Origin of the sequence: Bradyrhizobium sp. WBOS07 (assembly GCF_024585165.1) — a bacterium.
Taxonomy (GTDB): Bacteria; Pseudomonadota; Alphaproteobacteria; order Rhizobiales; family Xanthobacteraceae; genus Bradyrhizobium; species Bradyrhizobium japonicum_B.
This window is the reverse complement of record NZ_CP029008.1, coordinates 2,927,171-2,942,441: the sequence shown is the minus strand read 5'-3', so window position 1 is coordinate 2,942,441 and position 15,271 is coordinate 2,927,171. Positions and strand designations below refer to the sequence as shown.

Below are 15,271 nucleotides of genomic sequence, written 5' to 3'. Positions count from 1 at the left end.
CGGCCAGCTCTGGCTGCGCGTCGTCTTCCTCTCAGGCTGACGCGTTCCTACATTGCGGGGACTTGTTAGCGGAGAACTTCATGTCATCTCGTTTCCCTGGTCTTGCCGGCATCCGCTTGAAAGGCCTCGTCTTATTGCTCCTGGTCCTGGCTGTGCCGGCAGTGCCCGTCCAAGCTGCCGACGAGCCCGATCTGATCTTCCGCCGCTCCACCGTGTTCAAATGGATGAGCCCGAACGACAAGCTCGCGACCTATGGTCTCGACGATCCCGAGGTCGAGGGCGTCGCCTGTCATTTCACGGTGCCGGAGAAGGGCGGCTTCAAGGGCTGGCTGGGCCTTGCCGAGGAGGTCTCGGATATCTCGCTGGCCTGCCGCCAGGTCGGCCCGATCAAGTTCAAGAACAAGATGGAGCAGGGCGACGACATGTTCCGCCGGCGCCGCTCGCTGTTCTTTAAAAAGATGCAGATCGTGCGCGGCTGCGACACCAAGCGCAACGTGCTGGTCTACATGGTCTATTCGGACAGGATCATCGAGGGCTCGCCGAAGAATTCGACCTCGACGGTGCCGATCATGCCGTGGGGACCGGCGGACGCAAACGTTCAGAAGTGCGGCGAGTTCTTCACGGACTGACGCGCTTGGCGAGATGCGAGCCGGTCAGCCGCACGAAGGCTTGCGGCGCGGCCTCGAAGCCGCGGCCGGACTGCAGCGACATCGCGCCGGCCGAGGCGACGCGGCTGGGCCGTTGACTTCCGCCGTCAGTCCGTTGCTCCGCCTCGCGCGGCGTTGCGCGATCTTGCCTCATCATGATGGCCATCCCTCAGCTGAACGCGCCCGGTGATTCCCGGCGTCTCGGTTTCGATGGCTTGGGTCGCAGCCGATGCGCGCTCGGTTCGACGGCCCAGCCTTCGTTGGTCTCTCCTCTTCAGCAGCAAAACGTAAAATGCGTGTGAAGCGCGCAAGGCTGGACCGTGACGACGGCTGCGCAGCGCGCGCTCATGCGCCGGATGCGGAACCTGGCAGGCCGCTTTGAGCTCCGGTGCGACCTGTCTGAAATGATTGGCTGTTTTCGAGAATTGTGTCGTCGCCACGGAGCCGACGAAACAATTCTCAGGCAAAATGAAACCATTTTGCGCTTTTGGCGCATCACGCGCGAAACCGCCCATGGTTATCAACTCCACAACGACGAACGGCGCACCGCCGGCCACGGAATTCGGAGACGACACCATGCGCGCGCTCAGCTTCATCCTTGCTTTCGCTCTCGTGGTTGCCGGCTCCTCGTTCGCAGGCGCGCCGGATGGCAATCTCCCGGGTATCGGCACCTTCCAGTACAGCGGCTCGCCGGTGACCGTTGCGACGTCGCAGCCGATCAGGGTTGCCGCGCGCTTCTGATCGACAATAAGAAAATCAGCCGGTATAGGCCGTCATGCTCGTTCGATTTTGCGCCGCTGCTTTCGTGTCCATTCTGACGATCAGCGCCGCCGAGGCGCAGGTGCGGGCGCCCTCCAGATTACCGGATCCCCGCACTGAGTTCGTGCGCCAATGCGCGCCGCGGATGCTCGGGCGCTGGGCGCATCCCGAGGAAGTCTGCGGCTGCCTGCACGATCACGCCGCGGCGGCCGTCGAGGACCGCGATCTGCGCGAAGCGCTGCTACGCGGCATCAGCGAAACCGGCGTGCCTACCATCGAGACCGACTGGGTGCCGGCTTCCAAGCAAAGCGAGATCGGCCCGACCTTCACCAAGATCGCCAAGCCGACCTTGCAGTGCATGTTCGATCCGGCGAAGCCGTAGCTATTTCATCTTCGGACCGTATCGCGGCACGCAGGTGCTGGTGCGCGCGACGCCCTTGTCGGTCATCCTCGCTCCACGCACTTCCTTGACCTGTCCGGCAGGACAGGTTCCGTCATCCACCTGCACGCGCTGACCCAGCTTGAGATCGACGATGTCCTGCTCGCGTCCAACCGAGCCGGCATGCGCCGTCGCGGCAAGCACGATGGAGATCAGGAACGAGAGGCAGGTCGTCCGTCGTAGCAGCATGGCGAAGGGTCTCGGAGACGATGCGGCAATGTAGGGACTAGCCGGCGATTCTCATAGTGAACCTTCATCACGCGCGCCGAGCGGCTCTGGTTCCCGCGCGCAGGGCTGCACGCGATTCGCGCGCGAGCCGTTCGGCCGACGCTTTGAGCTGCGGAACCGCATGGCCGGAAAATCCCAGCACGAAGCCGGGCAGAGGCCGCGCGCGCGAATAGGTGTCGGCCAACAGCCAGCCTTCCGCGTCGCACGCCTGCTTGGCCCGCGCGGCCACCGACGGGTCGACCGACGGATCGAACCTGGCGACCAGATGCAGGCCTTGTGACGGCACCGGCACCGAGAGCGCGCCATCGGAAGCCGCTTCCAGCGTTTCGGCCAGCACGTCGCGCGCTTCGCGGTAGAGCTTTCGCACCCGCTTGAGGTTGGCGGCGAATGCGCCCGAGTTGAGCATGTCGGCCACCGCGCCTTCCATCAGCGTGCCGGGGAAGCGATCGAGCGCCGCGCGCGCAGCCGTCACGTCGGCGATGAGGCGTTCGGGCAGGGCGCAATAGCCGATGCGCAGGCCCGGAAACAGCGTCTTGGCGAAGGTGCCGAGGTAGATGACGCGCTGGAGACGGTCGATGCCGGCGAGCGACATCAGCGGTGCGCCGTCGTAGCGAAACTCGCTGTCGTAATCGTCTTCCAGCACGAAGGCGCCGGCCTGCCTGGCCCAGTCCAGAAGCTCGAGCCGCCGCGGCATCGACATCTGCACGCCGAGCGGAAACTGATGCGACGGCGTGACGTAGGCCGCGCGCGCAGACGGCGCCGCGGCGCGGCCCTTGGCGATACGCATGCCGTGCTCATCGACGGGAACGGGCACGGCGCGATAGCCGCAATGCGTGAAGGTCTTTCGCACAGCGGGATAGCCGGGGTCTTCGCACCAGATCTGGTCGCCGCCCTTCAGGATCGCGCTCAGCACGATGCGCAGCGCATGCAGGGTGCCTGACGTCAGCATGATCTGATCGGGATCGCAGCGCAGCCCGCGCGCCGACAACAGGTGATCGGCGATGGCGACGCGCAGCTCGCGGCTGCCGCGCGGATCGCCATAATGCAGATGCTCCGACCCGAAGGCGCGCATGCGCCGGCCGACGAAAGCGCGGAAGCGCTGCACGGCACGCGCGTCGATATGGGTGCAGCCGAGCGCGAATGCGCCTTGTCGCGGCGCTTCGACCACGACCTTCGGCTTGCTCGGCGCGGCCGCGCGCGTTGGGATGCGCGCGGCGACGAAAGTCCCGGAGCCGACTTTGGCCTCGGCAAAGCCGTCAGCGATCAGGCGCTCATAGGCGATCACGATGGCGTTGCGCCGGAAGCCCGTCTGCCTGGCCAGCGTGCGCGAGGGCGGCAGCGGCTCGCCAGGCTTGGCGAGGCCGGAAACGATCATCTCGCACAGGGCCTGATAAAGCCGGTGCGCGGCGGAGACCCCGGCCGTGACGTGGGGGCCGGTAAGGTCGAGCGGCAGCTCGGTCTTTGTCGGCAAAGACTTGGCCGGTGACGGCCGGGAATTGGTCGGAATTTTTCGCATGGAATTGGAACTATCGCAGACCAAATGCGCCGCTACAACTCTTCCCGATCTCCCCTAATCCGATCAGGAGCGGCCGTGAGCCAGACCGAGACCTCGAATTCCTATCCGACATCGGCGCGCAACCAGGTGAAGCGCCGGCACGACCGCGGCTTCTACGATCACGCAACGGTCCATCGCATTCTGGATTCTTCGATGCTCTGCCACGTCTCCTACGTGATCGACGGCCAGCCCTATTGCACCCCGACCTTCTTCTGGCGCGATGGCACCAAGCTGTACTGGCACGGTTCGAGCGCCAGCCGGATGTTGCGCAACCAGACCAAGGGCGAGCGCGTGTGCCTCACGGTCGCCCATCTCGACAGCCTCGTGCTGGCGCGTTGCGGCTTCAACCATTCCGCCGACTACCGCGCGGTGATGGCATTCGGCACCGCCTATCTCGTCACCGATCCCGCGGAGAAGGAGCGCGCGGTGATCGCGATGGTCGACCGCTTCTTCCCGGACCGCACCGCGAGCCTTCGCGCCAGCACCGCCCAGGAGGTCAAGGCGACGTCCTTCATCGCGATGGAGATCGAGGAAGCCTCGGCCAAGATACGCGCCAAGGGTGTTGCCGACGACGATGAGGACTACGCGTTGCCGATCTATGCCGAGCGCATCCCGGTTCGAACGGTGCTCGGCGCGCCGGAGCCGTGTCCGCGCCTGCTCGACGGCGTGAAACGCCCTGCGACACTGGACGGCTATGCCGAAGGCCGGCTGCTCGAAGATGCATTGCGGGATGCATATTTTGTGGAGTACCCGAACGGCTGAAATCGGCTAGCTTGCGCACTCCTTGGGACCATTGGAATGCCTGGAGTTGCCTGATGAATGCCGAAACGCAGCAGAGGATCCTCGACGCCGTCGATGCCGGCTTCGAAGCCCAGCTAGCCACCACGCGCGATTTCGTCGCGATCCCTTCGACCCGCGGGGCGGAGGGGCCGTGCCAGGACATGATCGGCGATCTCCTGCGCGAGCGCGGCTACGAGGTCGACGATTGGCACATCGACGTCGACGATCTCAAGGATCTGCGCGGCTTCGGCCCGATCGAGCATGATTTCTCCAAGGCGCGTTCGGTGGTGGGGACCTACCGTCCGCAAACGAACGGCGGCAAATCGCTGATCCTGCAGGGCCATTGCGACGTGGTGCCCGCTGGCCCGCTGGAATTGTGGGACACGCCGCCGTTCTCGCCGGTCATCAAGGACGGCAAGATGTTCGGCCGCGGCGCCTGCGACATGAAGTCAGGCACCATCGGCGCCCTCTATGCGCTGGACGCGATCAAGGCCGCCGGGTTCAAGCCGACGGCGCGGATCCATCTCCAATCCGTGATCGAGGAGGAGAGCACCGGTGTCGGCGCGCTCTCGACGCTGCAGCGCGGCTACCGCGCCGATGCCTGCTTCATTCCGGAGCCGACCGGCGGCAAGATGGTGCGCTCGCAGGTCGGCGTGATCTGGTTTCGCCTGCGCGTGAAGGGGCATCCGACCCATGTCGCCTTCGCCGGCTCCGGCGCCAACGCCATCATGGCGGCCTATCATTTGATCCAGGCGCTGCAGAAGCTTGAGGTCGAGTGGAATGAGCGCGCCAAGGCCGACAGGCACTTCAAGACGCTCAATCATCCCATCAACTTCAACCCCGGCATCATCAAGGGCGGCGACTGGGCCTCCAGCGTGCCGGCCTGGTGCGACGTCGATTGCCGGATCGCGGTGTTGCCGGGCTGGTCGATCGCCGATCACCAGAAGGAGATCATGGCCTGCGTCGCGGCCGCGGCGCGCAACCACCGCTTCCTCGCCAACAATCCGCCCGAGATCGAATGGTCGGGCTTCCTGTCGGAAGGCTATGAGCTGACCGACGCCGCCGCCCCCGAAGCTGCCTTCGCCAAGGCGTTCGGCAAGGTCTATGGCGGCATGCCGGAGGATCTCGTCTTCACCGCGCTCACCGACACCCGCTTCTACGGCCTCAACGAGGGCATCCCGAGCCTCTGCTTCGGCGCCAGCGGCGGCGAAATGCACGGCTTCAACGAATTCGTCGACCTGGACTCGCTGAAGAAGACCACCAAGGCGATGGCGCTGTTCATCGCGGAATGGTGCGGAATCGAGAAGGCGTAGCCGCCGCCTTAAATCGCAGCTGTCGTAGGGTGGGCAAAGGCGCGTTAGCGCCGTGCCTACGAGTTGTCTCGAACATGACAAAAATCGTGGGCACGCTTCCGCCTTCGCTCTTCGAGCTACGGCGGACAAGCCGCTTTGCCCACCCTACGGCACCGTGGTTGACGCGCTTGCTTGCACAATCATCAGCCCTCCAAAATCCTTTAAGCTTAAAATAAGCACTAGGATGCGGCTTTGACCGGTGGCAGACTGACGCCTGATCGCAGAGCCCCGAGTCCGAGGAGTGACCATGCGCGATTGGGATGATGCTTACGCCAATTCGGCCCATATCCCCGGCTCGGACAAGATGCCCGGGCTGTGGGCGGAGCGGGCGGCGGCCTACCGGGCCGGGCTGAAGAATTTTCGCGCTGATATCGCCTATGGCGCCGGTGAGCGCCAGAAGCTCGACCTGGTCCTGCCCGACGCCGACAGCAAGGGCCTCGTCGTCTTCGTGCACGGCGGCTACTGGATGCGCTTCGACAAGTCGACCTGGACCGATCTCGCCGAAGGCGCGCGCCATCACGGCTGGACCGTGGCGCTGCCGAGCTACACGCTGACCCCGGCCGCACGCATCTCCGACATCACTGCCGAAATCACCGCGGCGATCGCCAAAGCGGCGTCGCTCGTCGCAGGACCGATCCGGCTTGCCGGCCATTCCGCCGGCGGCCACCTCGTCACGCGCATGCTGTGCGACGACAGCCGGCTGGAGCCGGCCGTTTTCAACCGCATCGGTGGTACGCTCTCGATCAGCGGCCTGCATGACCTGCGGCCATTGCTGAAGACCAGAATGAATGACACGCTGCGCATGACTTCGGAGGAGGCGACGCTCGAAAGCGCGGCGCTGCATCTGCCGCGCGGGCATTCGCCCGTGACCGCCTGGGTCGGTGGCGGCGAACGGCCCGAATTCATCCGCCAGTCCGATCTGATGGCCAATATCTGGACCGGTTTCGACGTGCCGACCAGTCTCGTCGTGGATCCTGGGCTGAACCATTTTACCGTGATCGACGGACTGAAGGATCCGGCCTCGCCGATCACCGCGCGCCTGATCGGCCTCGACTGAACATGGCCGGGGAAGATCGATCGAAAGGGCCTGCCCATGACGTCCAGCGATTATGATCCCACCAGCGAAGGCGCCGAGACCGATTTTGCCCGGCGCATGTCCTACGGCGACTATCTCGCGCTGGACGCGATCCTCGGTGCGCAACATCCGCTGTCGGAAGCGCATGACGAGATGCTGTTCATCATCCAGCATCAGACCACGGAGCTGTGGATGCGCCTCGCCATCCACGAGCTCAGTGCCGCACGCCGCGCCATTGCCAGGGACGATGTGTCGCCTGCCATGAAGATGCTGGCGCGGATGTCGCGCATCTTCGAGCAGCTCAACAACGCCTGGGACGTGCTGCGCACGATGACGCCAAGCGAGTACACGCGCTTCCGCTCGCAGCTCGGACAATCGTCGGGCTTCCAGTCGCGCCAGTACCGGCTGATCGAATTCCTGCTCGGCAACCGCAACCACGCCATGCTCAAGCCGCACGCGCACGATCCGGAGACGACCAAGCTGCTGGAAGCCGAGCTTGCGACCCCAAGCCTCTATGACGAGGTGCTCAGGCTCGCCGACCGCAACGGATTGAAGATGCCCGCCGCGGTATTGGCGCGCGATGTGCGCGAGACCCACAGCTTCAACGAAGGCGTGCTGCAAGCCTGGCGTATCGTCTACGAGGCGCCGGAGACGCATTGGATGCTTTACGAGCTCGCCGAGAAACTGGTCGATTTCGAGGACTATTTCCGCCGCTGGCGCTTCAACCACGTCACCACGGTCGAGCGCGTCATCGGCTTCAAGCGCGGCACCGGCGGCACCGGCGGGGTCAGTTATCTCAAGCGCATGCTGGAGGTGGAGCTGTTCCCCGAGCTCTGGCGCGTCCGCACCATTCTGTAGAAATGCCCAAAGCAATGTCTATGACCAGATATCGCGTCTATGACGAGACCAAAGTTCTGTTCCATCTGCCTGACGGCGTGATCTATCTCGACGGCAATTCGCTCGGTGCGCTGCCGTCGGGCGTTGCCGAACGGGTCAACCGCGTCATCACGACGGAGTGGGGCAATGAGCTGATCCGCGCCTGGAACACCGCGGGCTGGTACGTCCAGCCGCGCCAACTCGGCGATCGCATCGCCCAGCTGATCGGTGCGGAAGCCGGCTCGGTGATGGTCGGCGACACGCTGTCGCTCAAGGTCTACCAGGCGCTCGCCGCCGCGCTGGACATGAATCCGTCGCGCAAGATCGTCCTGTCGGACACCGGCAATTTCCCGACCGACCTCTACATGGCCGAAGGCCTGATCGCGACGCTCGGGCGGGGCCACCAATTGCGTCTGGTGGCGCCGGAGCAAATCGATGCGTCGTTGTCGGAGGAGATCGCGGTGCTCTACCTCACCGAGGTCGACTATCGCACCGGCCGCCGCCACGATATGGCGGATCTGACCGCGAAGGCGCATGCGCTCGGCATCGTCACGGTCTGGGATCTCGCACATTCCGCCGGCGCGCTGCCGGTCGATCTCGCCGGGACCGGCGCCGATTTCGCTGCGGGGTGCACCTACAAATATCTCAACGCCGGGCCGGGCGCGCCGGCCTTCCTCTACGTCGCGCCGCGGCACGCCGACACCGCGCGCGCCGCGCTGTCGGGGTGGATGGGGCACGCCAAGCCGTTTGCGTTCGAGCTTGCCTATGCAGCCGCCGGCGGTGTCGAGCGCATGCGCGTCGGCACGCCACCGGTGCTGGCGATGGCGGCGCTGGAGGCCTCGCTCGACATCTGGGACCGCGTCGATATCGCCGAAGTACGTGCACGCTCGCTGGCGCTCGGCGACCTGCTGATCGCCGAGGTCGAGCGCCGCTGTCCGTCCCTGAAGCTGGTGACACCGCGCGCGCATGACCACCGCGGCTCGCAGGTCTCCTTCGCCTTCGGCGGCGGTTACGCCGCCATGCAGGCGCTGATCGCCCGCGGCGTCATCGGCGATTTTCGCGCGCCTGACATCATGCGGTTCGGGATCACGCCGCTGTACATTGGCGAGGGCGAGATCATCCGTGCCACCGAAATCATCGAGGAGGTGATCGCAGGCGAGCTGTGGCGGCGGCCGGAATATCAGATCGTGAATGCGGTGACGTGAGTAAGGTCTCGTGCCCCGGACGCAGCGCAGCGCTCTTGGCGGTGCGCTGCAGAGCCGGCCCACGCCGTACCGAAACCGTCGCGAGATGGGTCCCGGCTCAGCGCAGCAACGCCATAGCGCGTCGAAGACGCGCGTGAACGCGCTTGTGGCGTTGCAGCGCGTCCGGGACACCAGAGTATTTGCCGCTTTAGCGCCAGCGGCCATTACTTCGGACGTCATTGCTTTGCCGCGTGAAGCAATTCACGCTGAGACAACAACGAATTGGGAGAAGATCTGATGACGCCGCTCGAGAAACTCAAAGCGATGAAGATGCCGTTCGCCGAGCTCAAGGGCGTCGAGTTCATCGAGGCCGGGAAGGACCGTGTGGTGGCACGGATGATGGTCCGCCCCGATCTCTGCACGCTGCACCACACCATCCATGGCGGGGCGGTGATGGCGCTGGCCGATTCCGTTGGCGCGGCGGCGACTGTGATCAATCTGCCTGACGACGCCAAGGGCACGACCACGCTGGAGAGCAAGACCAATTTCATTGGTGGGGCCAAGGAGGGAACCACGATCCTTGCCACCGCGACCCCGGTCCATCGCGGCCGGCGGACCCAGGTTTGGACCACCCGCCTGGAGACAGAGGACGGCAAACTGGTAGCCGTGGTGACCCAGACCCAGCTGGTCCTGTAAGACTACGGGACTTTGATTTCATTAACGAATTAGTCGTCTCCCGTGCCTTTAACTTAGGCAGGTCCCTGTCTTGCAAAAGATGCTGCGATGCACAATATAGGGGACCTAGGGATTCGAACGCCTCCTCGAGGGTCACCAAGAGGAGTTTTGACGTGGTACTTGAAGAGACCGTCCGCACTGCTCGGGGCTATGTACGGACCCTGATCCAGCAGGAAGAATTGCCGCTCCTGCGTGATCATTTGCTGAGGCTCGATGCCGCAAGCCGGCACGACCGTTTCAATGGCTATCTCGACGACAGCTTCATCGAGCGTTACGCCGCCCGCTGTGCCGAGGACGGCACCGTGATCGTTGCCTATATCGTCGACGGTGTGGTCCGCGGTGCGGCCGAACTGCATCCGCCGGAGGCTGACGCCTTGCCTGAAGTCGCCTTCAGCGTCGAAGCTTCGGCGCGGCGCCAAGGTGTCGGCACTGCGTTGTTCCGCCGCCTGATCGCGGAGGCGCGCTGGAAGGGCTACAAGCAGCTGCGCATCACGACCGGCGCCGACAATCACGCGATGAGGGCGCTCGCCAGAAAGTTCGGCGCGCACCTGGCTTTCCGCCAGGGCGAATCGACTGGCACGATCGATCTTGCCAAGACGCCCGAGGCAGAGCTTGCCGATCTCGCGGCTTCGCCCTTCGCGGCCGGACGCGCTCTGCTCAGCCTCAACTCGACCTGCTGGAAGATCATCTCCAGCATGTACGACAATCGCGCGGCCTGACTTCAAATCGCAGGCTGAATCAAAAAGCGGACCGGCAGGGCCGGTCCGCTCCGTATTTCGCAGGTCGTAAACGAACGCCTCAGGTGCCGGTGCGCTTGTCGTTGCCGAAACGGCGGACGACGCGGCGTTCGACCACGACGGAGCGCTGTGCCCCCTGTTCGCCGGCGATCACGCGCGTCGCAGTGATGCGGCTGTTGGTGCGCGCTTGCTTCTTCACCTCGGCCTGCACGACGTCGAGCGGCATCCCCATCAAGGCTGCGGCGATCTCGGCCTGCTGCCCCTGGTCGTCGGTGATGCCGATGGCGGCGAAGATCGCCTCATCCAGGGTAGGCGGATCGTGGCGCACGCGCCGCGTGCCATATTTGGTATTCCAGTCTGCGCTCATAACGGCCTCGTTTCGATGCCGGGATACCTAGTGCCGCCAATGTTGCATTGCAATATGAAATTGGTGTGGCATCTCAGCTATGCACCGGTCGGGTGTCATGGCGGCGACGCAACAGCGGAATCGACGTCAACCCGCTGCTGTGGCCAGCGTTTCAGGGCGGCGTGTCCGGCCTCGGTGAGCCCGTAGATTCCCCGGTCGGCCCGTTCGAACCAGCCATACACATTGTTAAGCAAGATCTTGCCGGCGTCAGGACAGTGCTCGCGCAATTCGCGCACGCGCCGCGGTCCGTCGGCGAGCGCGGAAGCGCAGGCCAGCGCCTGCTGCCGATAGGCCGTCATGATCGGCGCGCGGGTGCTGCCGCCGAGCGCGGGATCGCCCTGGCGGCGCTGATGCTCGGTGACGAGGCGCGAGCGCAGCTTCGGTTCGCGGCGCGGCGCTGCCGTCGGCGGCTTCACCAGCACCTCGACCTGGCCGCGATCGGTGACACCGAGCATGCCGAAGCCGAGGCGGCGGCAGAGATTGCGATAGCGCGCATCGCTCTCGCGTCCCTTGCCTCGGGCCGACATCTTCGCCGCGATCCAGACCTCGTCGCCGGCCGGCGCGCGGTCGACCGCCTGGAGGATCAGCTCGAGATTGAAGGCGAGCTTGAGCTCGCCGATCACCACGACCGGCGGATCGCCGGCGCTGAGGCCGACGAGGTCGCAGCCGCCGATCTCGCCCTTCACGGTGAAGCCGAGCTCTTCGAGGAAGCGTTTGACGGGCAGGTAAAGCGCGGTTTCCAAAGGAAGGTTCCGGGGGCGATGTTCGATCGGAGAATCACTTGCGGCAGTCTAGAGCCTTCTGTGGTCCGATTGAATCAAAGCCGTCGCGCAGGATGATGTGATCGGAAGGCACGCGCCTAGATCCGCCCGGCCACCGGGATCAGCGCGCCGGTGACGCCGCTCGCGGCGTCGCTGACGAGGAACAGGATGACCTCGGCGAGCTCCTGCGGCGTCACCCATTTGGAAAAGTCCGCCTTCGGCATGTCGGCGCGATTGGCCGCGGTGTCGATGATCGACGGAAGCACTGCGTTGACCGTGACCTTGCCTTTCCACTCGTTGGCGAGCGCCTCGGTGAGCCGGTGCACACTGGCCTTCGATGCGGCGTACGGGCCCATGCCGCTGCCGGCCTGGAGCGCGCCTATGGCGCCGATGTTGACGATGCGGCCTGCCTCGGAAGCGGCGAGATGCGGCAGCGCCGCGCGCGAGGTGTTGAGCGCGGTCAGGACATTGAGCGCGTACATGCGCTGCCAGGTCTTGACGTCGCCGTCGCCGATCGTTTCGAACGCAAAGCCTCCGGCGATGTTGATCAGCGCATCGAGCCGGCCGAAGTGCTTTGCCGCCGCATCGACTGCCGTCTTCGCCTGGGCCGCGTCCGATAGGTCGATGCCGCCGATCTCGATGCGGTCGGGCGTCGCGGGCACTTGCGAAGGCGCATGGTCGATGCAGGCCACGCGGGCGCCGCGCGACTGCGCGATTTCGGCGACGACCTTGCCGAGCGCTCCGCGCGCGCCTGTCACGATCAGGACCTTGTCTCGCATCATCGTTCTCCGGTGGAGCGGCCTATGCTTGCAGATAACGCTCCTTCAGTGCGGTCCGTTCGGCCGCGCCGAGCTTGAGTCCATCGCGCAAGTAGGTTTCGAGATCACCGTATTCTTCGCCGACGGCCTCGAAGGCCGCAGCGAGATACGAGGCCTCGACGCTGCCGATGGCATCGCGGACGTCCTGGGGCAGGTCCGTGGCGGCCGTTGCATCGCGCTTGTAGTGACGGTTGGTCAAGAGGTAGTCCTCGGCGATGATGTCATCGGGCACGCCGAGCGCATGCAGGATCAGCGCGCTGGCAAAGCCGGTACGGTCCTTGCCGGCGGTGCAGTGAATCACCAGCGGCGCACGGTCTTCCAGCAGATGGCCGAACAGGCTGCGAAAGCTGTGCGTATGGTGGCGGACGTAGTTGCGATAGGACTCGCGCATCAGCTCGAGTGCCACCGGCGCGGTCAGCGTCCCCTTCGCGATCTCGGCGCGCAGCGCAGCCACGACACTCGGCTCGATCGGCAGCGAATGCACATTGATCTCTTTCACCACGCAGACGCCGGCTGTGCGCTCCTCCAGCCCGCGGAAATCGAATGCGCTTCGCACGCCCAGCGCGCGGACGATCTCGACATCGGCGGCGGTGAGCTGGCCGAGATGGTTGGAGCGGAAGATGTGGCGCCAGCGCGTGGTGCGGCCATCGGCGGTCGGATAACCGCCGAGATCGCGAAAATTGCTGGCGCCTTGCAGGGCTAGGTGACGGGCAGGGGAGTCTCTCAGAGAGGAGTCTTGCATGGGATCGGCTTCGGTTATGGTTCCATTGGACGCGCGAGGGGCGTCCTTGAATCCATTACAGGGGGCGATCATGAGCCGGCACAAGGCCCTTCTCTTGCGAGCAAGTCCGGCGCGCCACGGTCAAGCCTCTGAAGTCGCCGGCCACCGCCTGTGCATGGTTCAACGGCGCAGGTTCACCCAGGAATCAAAAAGGGCCAAAACATTGCTGTTTCGACCCTTTTTTCTTTAACTGCCGTCAGGCGCTTGCGCGAGCGCGGCGGCTTCAAACCGAGCACAGGCATCAGCGATCCCATTTCGGCTTGGCGTCATCGACCGCGTCCTGGTGATACCAGCTGTCGCTGCAGATCGAGACATTCGCGGGATGCGAGGCATGATCGGCGGGGAGGCGGGTCTCGCCATAGCGGCGTCCGGCGAGAGCTGCGCGGCCCCCGACCGGGAATTGGTAGATCGTTGCCGATCCGTGACTCAGACCATTGTTCATCATTGCGATTCTCCTTGGTCGAAGCGCATCGGCCTCCATGGTGCGCCCGACTCGTTCGATTGTGGTTACCGGAATCCCCATATCGGCCGCGTCCCGTGGATTGGAAAGTGCTGAAAAGGAAATCAGTTGCCGCTTAATTTGTAGGCAGATGGAGGTCTGCATTCCCAAAGGCAGCTTGCCCACGGCCAACGCGGCGGCCATTCCAAAGGTTGCGGCAGAGGGGCGGAAGACTTTGCAAAAATTGCCGGCGGTTGATGCGCGTTTCATCGGCAACTTCCGGGGAAGCGCCGCCTGCTGCAGAATCGGGCGATTTCCGCAGGGTTTTTGCATTGCAGCTTCACGCGAAGGTGCGCGGCTATGACGCATGTCGCCGGGGGCGGTCTGCTCGCTGGGAGGAGACTCGGCACCGACGGAAAACGGCCCGCATCTGCGGCTTTTTGGCACGCAAAATGCTTGTAAAGGGCTGGCCGATGATGGCCGGGTACAAAACGTTCAGGGGCCTCCGGGCCCCCAAACCTTTCGCATCATCTACAGAGAGGCTCAATGACCAAGTACAAGCTCGAGTACATCTGGCTCGACGGATATACGCCGACTCCGAATTTGCGCGGCAAAACTCAGATCAAGGAATTCGCGTCGTTCCCGACGCTCGAGCAGCTTCCGCTCTGGGGCTTCGATGGCTCCTCCACCATGCAGGCCGAAGGCCACAGCTCCGATTGCGTGCTGAAGCCGGTCGCGGTGTTCCCCGACGGTGCCCGCACCAACGGCGTGCTGGTGATGTGCGAAGTCATGATGCCGGACGGCAAGACCCCGCATCCGTCCAACAAGCGCGCCACTATTCTCGACGATTCCGGCGCCTGGTTCGGCTTCGAGCAGGAGTACTTCTTCTATAAGGACGGCCGTCCGCTCGGCTTCCCCGAATACGGCTATCCCGCGCCGCAGGGCCCGTACTACACCGGCGTCGGCTACAAGTTCGTCGGCGACGTCGCCCGCAAGATCGTCGAAGAGCATCTCGACCTCTGCTTGGCTGCCGGCATCAACCATGAAGGCATCAACGCGGAAGTCGCCAAGGGCCAGTGGGAATTCCAGATCTTCGGCAAGGGCTCCAAGAAGGCCGCTGACGAAATGTGGATGGCCCGCTACCTGATGCTGCGCCTGACCGAGAAGTACGGCATCGACATCGAATTCCACTGCAAGCCGCTCGGCGACACCGACTGGAACGGCTCGGGCATGCATGCCAACTTCTCGACCGAGTACATGCGCACGGTAGGTGGCAAGGAGTATTTCGAGGCGCTGATGGCCGCCTTCGACAAGAACCTGATGGACCACATCGCCGTCTACGGCCCGGACAACGACAAGCGTCTGACCGGCAAGCACGAGACCGCGCCGTGGAACAAGTTCAGCTACGGCGTTGCCGACCGCGGCGCCTCGATCCGTGTTCCGCACTCCTTCGTCAACAACGGCTATAAGGGCTATCTGGAAGACCGCCGTCCGAACTCGCAGGGCGACCCCTACCAGATCGCTTCGCAGATCCTGAAGACGATCGCGTCCGTGCCGACCGACAAGAAGGCCGCGGCCTAAGATCCTCCCGGCCCGGGCTGGGGGGCTGGCCCGGGTTGGTCTCAATCCGCCGGAGCTGCATGGCTCCGGCGGATTTTTGCATTTGGATGACGGCCGTCCTCGGACCTGCCGCGCTCGG

The 15,271-nt window shown here is 64.5% G+C and carries 19 protein-coding genes; 11 read left to right on the top strand and 8 right to left on the bottom strand.

The window, feature by feature from the left end:
* The first annotated feature begins 80 nt into the window (after positions 1 to 80).
* Complete coding sequence (locus DCM79_RS13900) at positions 81 to 629, top strand: CreA family protein (RefSeq protein WP_257180318.1); 549 nt, start codon at positions 81 to 83, stop codon at positions 627 to 629.
* A 125-nt stretch (positions 630 to 754) separates the two neighbouring features.
* Here the strand turns inward: DCM79_RS13900 and DCM79_RS13895 are convergent, their stop codons facing one another.
* A complete protein-coding gene (locus tag DCM79_RS13895) occupies positions 755 to 1,243 on the bottom strand; it encodes a hypothetical protein (RefSeq protein ID WP_257180317.1) in 489 nt (162 codons plus the stop codon).
* Here DCM79_RS13895 and DCM79_RS13890 point away from each other — a divergent pair.
* Positions 1,224 to 1,388, top strand: a complete 165-nt coding sequence (locus tag DCM79_RS13890) for a hypothetical protein (RefSeq protein ID WP_257180316.1) — start codon at positions 1,224 to 1,226, stop codon at positions 1,386 to 1,388. The two genes, DCM79_RS13895 and DCM79_RS13890, sit on opposite strands and share 20 nt — an antisense overlap.
* 34 nt (positions 1,389 to 1,422) lie before the next feature.
* Positions 1,423 to 1,788: a hypothetical protein gene (locus DCM79_RS13885; RefSeq protein WP_257180315.1), complete on the top strand. Its 366-nt coding sequence runs from the start codon at positions 1,423 to 1,425 to the stop codon at positions 1,786 to 1,788.
* On the opposite strand, the gene DCM79_RS13880 is transcribed toward DCM79_RS13885, so the two are convergent.
* On the bottom strand, positions 1,789 to 2,034 hold the full coding sequence (locus DCM79_RS13880) for a DUF6719 family protein (RefSeq protein ID WP_257180314.1): 246 nt from the start codon (positions 2,032 to 2,034) through the stop codon (positions 1,789 to 1,791). It lies immediately after the preceding gene.
* Positions 2,035 to 2,101: 67 nt separating this feature from the next.
* A complete protein-coding gene (locus tag DCM79_RS13875) occupies positions 2,102 to 3,589 on the bottom strand; it encodes a PLP-dependent aminotransferase family protein (protein WP_257180313.1) in 1,488 nt (495 codons plus the stop codon).
* 75 nt (positions 3,590 to 3,664) lie between these two features.
* On the opposite strand from DCM79_RS13875, the gene DCM79_RS13870 reads away from it, so the two are divergent.
* The 7 genes from DCM79_RS13870 (at position 3,665) to DCM79_RS13840 (ending at position 10,349) form a co-directional block, all read left to right on the top strand.
* On the top strand, positions 3,665 to 4,390 hold the full coding sequence (locus tag DCM79_RS13870; protein WP_257180312.1) for a pyridoxamine 5'-phosphate oxidase family protein: 726 nt from the start codon (positions 3,665 to 3,667) through the stop codon (positions 4,388 to 4,390).
* A 53-nt stretch (positions 4,391 to 4,443) separates the two neighbouring features.
* A complete protein-coding gene (locus DCM79_RS13865; protein WP_257180310.1) occupies positions 4,444 to 5,721 on the top strand; it encodes an ArgE/DapE family deacylase in 1,278 nt (425 codons plus the stop codon).
* Between the two features lie 286 nt (positions 5,722 to 6,007).
* Positions 6,008 to 6,817 (top strand): alpha/beta hydrolase, encoded by an 810-nt coding sequence (locus DCM79_RS13860; protein WP_257180309.1) that lies wholly within the window; start codon positions 6,008 to 6,010, stop codon positions 6,815 to 6,817.
* A 36-nt stretch (positions 6,818 to 6,853) separates the two neighbouring features.
* Positions 6,854 to 7,693: a tryptophan 2,3-dioxygenase gene (gene kynA / locus DCM79_RS13855; protein WP_257180307.1), complete on the top strand. Its 840-nt coding sequence runs from the start codon at positions 6,854 to 6,856 to the stop codon at positions 7,691 to 7,693.
* 20 nt (positions 7,694 to 7,713) lie between these two features.
* Complete coding sequence (gene kynU, locus DCM79_RS13850; RefSeq protein ID WP_257180759.1) at positions 7,714 to 8,916, top strand: kynureninase; 1,203 nt, start codon at positions 7,714 to 7,716, stop codon at positions 8,914 to 8,916.
* A 276-nt stretch (positions 8,917 to 9,192) separates the two neighbouring features.
* Entirely contained in the window at positions 9,193 to 9,591 is a 399-nt protein-coding gene (locus DCM79_RS13845; protein WP_257180306.1) for a PaaI family thioesterase, read from the top strand.
* 152 nt (positions 9,592 to 9,743) lie between these two features.
* Entirely contained in the window at positions 9,744 to 10,349 is a 606-nt protein-coding gene (locus tag DCM79_RS13840; RefSeq protein ID WP_257180305.1) for a GNAT family N-acetyltransferase, read from the top strand.
* A 79-nt stretch (positions 10,350 to 10,428) separates the two neighbouring features.
* On the opposite strand, the gene DCM79_RS13835 is transcribed toward DCM79_RS13840, so the two are convergent.
* The 5 genes from DCM79_RS13835 to DCM79_RS13815 all read right to left on the bottom strand — a co-directional run bounded on the left by DCM79_RS13835 (position 10,429) and on the right by DCM79_RS13815 (position 13,578).
* A complete protein-coding gene (locus DCM79_RS13835; RefSeq protein WP_028136768.1) occupies positions 10,429 to 10,734 on the bottom strand; it encodes a hypothetical protein in 306 nt (101 codons plus the stop codon).
* 95 nt (positions 10,735 to 10,829) lie between these two features.
* Positions 10,830 to 11,516 (bottom strand): DUF2161 domain-containing phosphodiesterase, encoded by a 687-nt coding sequence (locus tag DCM79_RS13830; RefSeq protein WP_257180303.1) that lies wholly within the window; start codon positions 11,514 to 11,516, stop codon positions 10,830 to 10,832.
* A gap of 116 nt (positions 11,517 to 11,632) precedes the next feature.
* Positions 11,633 to 12,313 (bottom strand): SDR family oxidoreductase, encoded by a 681-nt coding sequence (locus tag DCM79_RS13825; RefSeq protein WP_257180302.1) that lies wholly within the window; start codon positions 12,311 to 12,313, stop codon positions 11,633 to 11,635.
* A gap of 22 nt (positions 12,314 to 12,335) precedes the next feature.
* Entirely contained in the window at positions 12,336 to 13,079 is a 744-nt protein-coding gene (locus tag DCM79_RS13820) for a tyrosine-protein phosphatase (protein WP_257180758.1), read from the bottom strand.
* Positions 13,080 to 13,374: 295 nt separating this feature from the next.
* On the bottom strand, positions 13,375 to 13,578 hold the full coding sequence (locus tag DCM79_RS13815; protein ID WP_028136764.1) for a DUF2735 domain-containing protein: 204 nt from the start codon (positions 13,576 to 13,578) through the stop codon (positions 13,375 to 13,377).
* 540 nt (positions 13,579 to 14,118) lie between these two features.
* Between DCM79_RS13815 and DCM79_RS13810 the strand changes: the two genes are divergently transcribed.
* Positions 14,119 to 15,153, top strand: a complete 1,035-nt coding sequence (locus tag DCM79_RS13810) for a glutamine synthetase beta-grasp domain-containing protein (protein WP_257180301.1) — start codon at positions 14,119 to 14,121, stop codon at positions 15,151 to 15,153.
* Positions 15,154 to 15,271: the final 118 nt, after the last annotated feature.

Coding starts and splice junctions, on each gene's coding strand:
- DCM79_RS13900 (WP_257180318.1), top strand. CDS start 81: ATGTCATCTCGTTTCCCTGGTCTTGCCGGCATCCGCTTGAAAGGCCTC.
- DCM79_RS13890 (WP_257180316.1), top strand. CDS start 1,224: ATGCGCGCGCTCAGCTTCATCCTTGCTTTCGCTCTCGTGGTTGCCGGC.
- DCM79_RS13895 (WP_257180317.1), bottom strand. CDS start 1,243: ATGAAGCTGAGCGCGCGCATGGTGTCGTCTCCGAATTCCGTGGCCGGC.
- DCM79_RS13885 (WP_257180315.1), top strand. CDS start 1,423: ATGCTCGTTCGATTTTGCGCCGCTGCTTTCGTGTCCATTCTGACGATC.
- DCM79_RS13880 (WP_257180314.1), bottom strand. CDS start 2,034: ATGCTGCTACGACGGACGACCTGCCTCTCGTTCCTGATCTCCATCGTG.
- DCM79_RS13875 (WP_257180313.1), bottom strand. CDS start 3,589: ATGCGAAAAATTCCGACCAATTCCCGGCCGTCACCGGCCAAGTCTTTG.
- DCM79_RS13865 (WP_257180310.1), top strand. CDS start 4,444: ATGAATGCCGAAACGCAGCAGAGGATCCTCGACGCCGTCGATGCCGGC.
- DCM79_RS13860 (WP_257180309.1), top strand. CDS start 6,008: ATGCGCGATTGGGATGATGCTTACGCCAATTCGGCCCATATCCCCGGC.
- kynA (WP_257180307.1), top strand. CDS start 6,854: ATGACGTCCAGCGATTATGATCCCACCAGCGAAGGCGCCGAGACCGAT.
- kynU (WP_257180759.1), top strand. CDS start 7,714: ATGACCAGATATCGCGTCTATGACGAGACCAAAGTTCTGTTCCATCTG.
- DCM79_RS13845 (WP_257180306.1), top strand. CDS start 9,193: ATGACGCCGCTCGAGAAACTCAAAGCGATGAAGATGCCGTTCGCCGAG.
- DCM79_RS13835 (WP_028136768.1), bottom strand. CDS start 10,734: ATGAGCGCAGACTGGAATACCAAATATGGCACGCGGCGCGTGCGCCAC.
- DCM79_RS13825 (WP_257180302.1), bottom strand. CDS start 12,313: ATGCGAGACAAGGTCCTGATCGTGACAGGCGCGCGCGGAGCGCTCGGC.
- DCM79_RS13815 (WP_028136764.1), bottom strand. CDS start 13,578: ATGATGAACAATGGTCTGAGTCACGGATCGGCAACGATCTACCAATTC.
- DCM79_RS13810 (WP_257180301.1), top strand. CDS start 14,119: ATGACCAAGTACAAGCTCGAGTACATCTGGCTCGACGGATATACGCCG.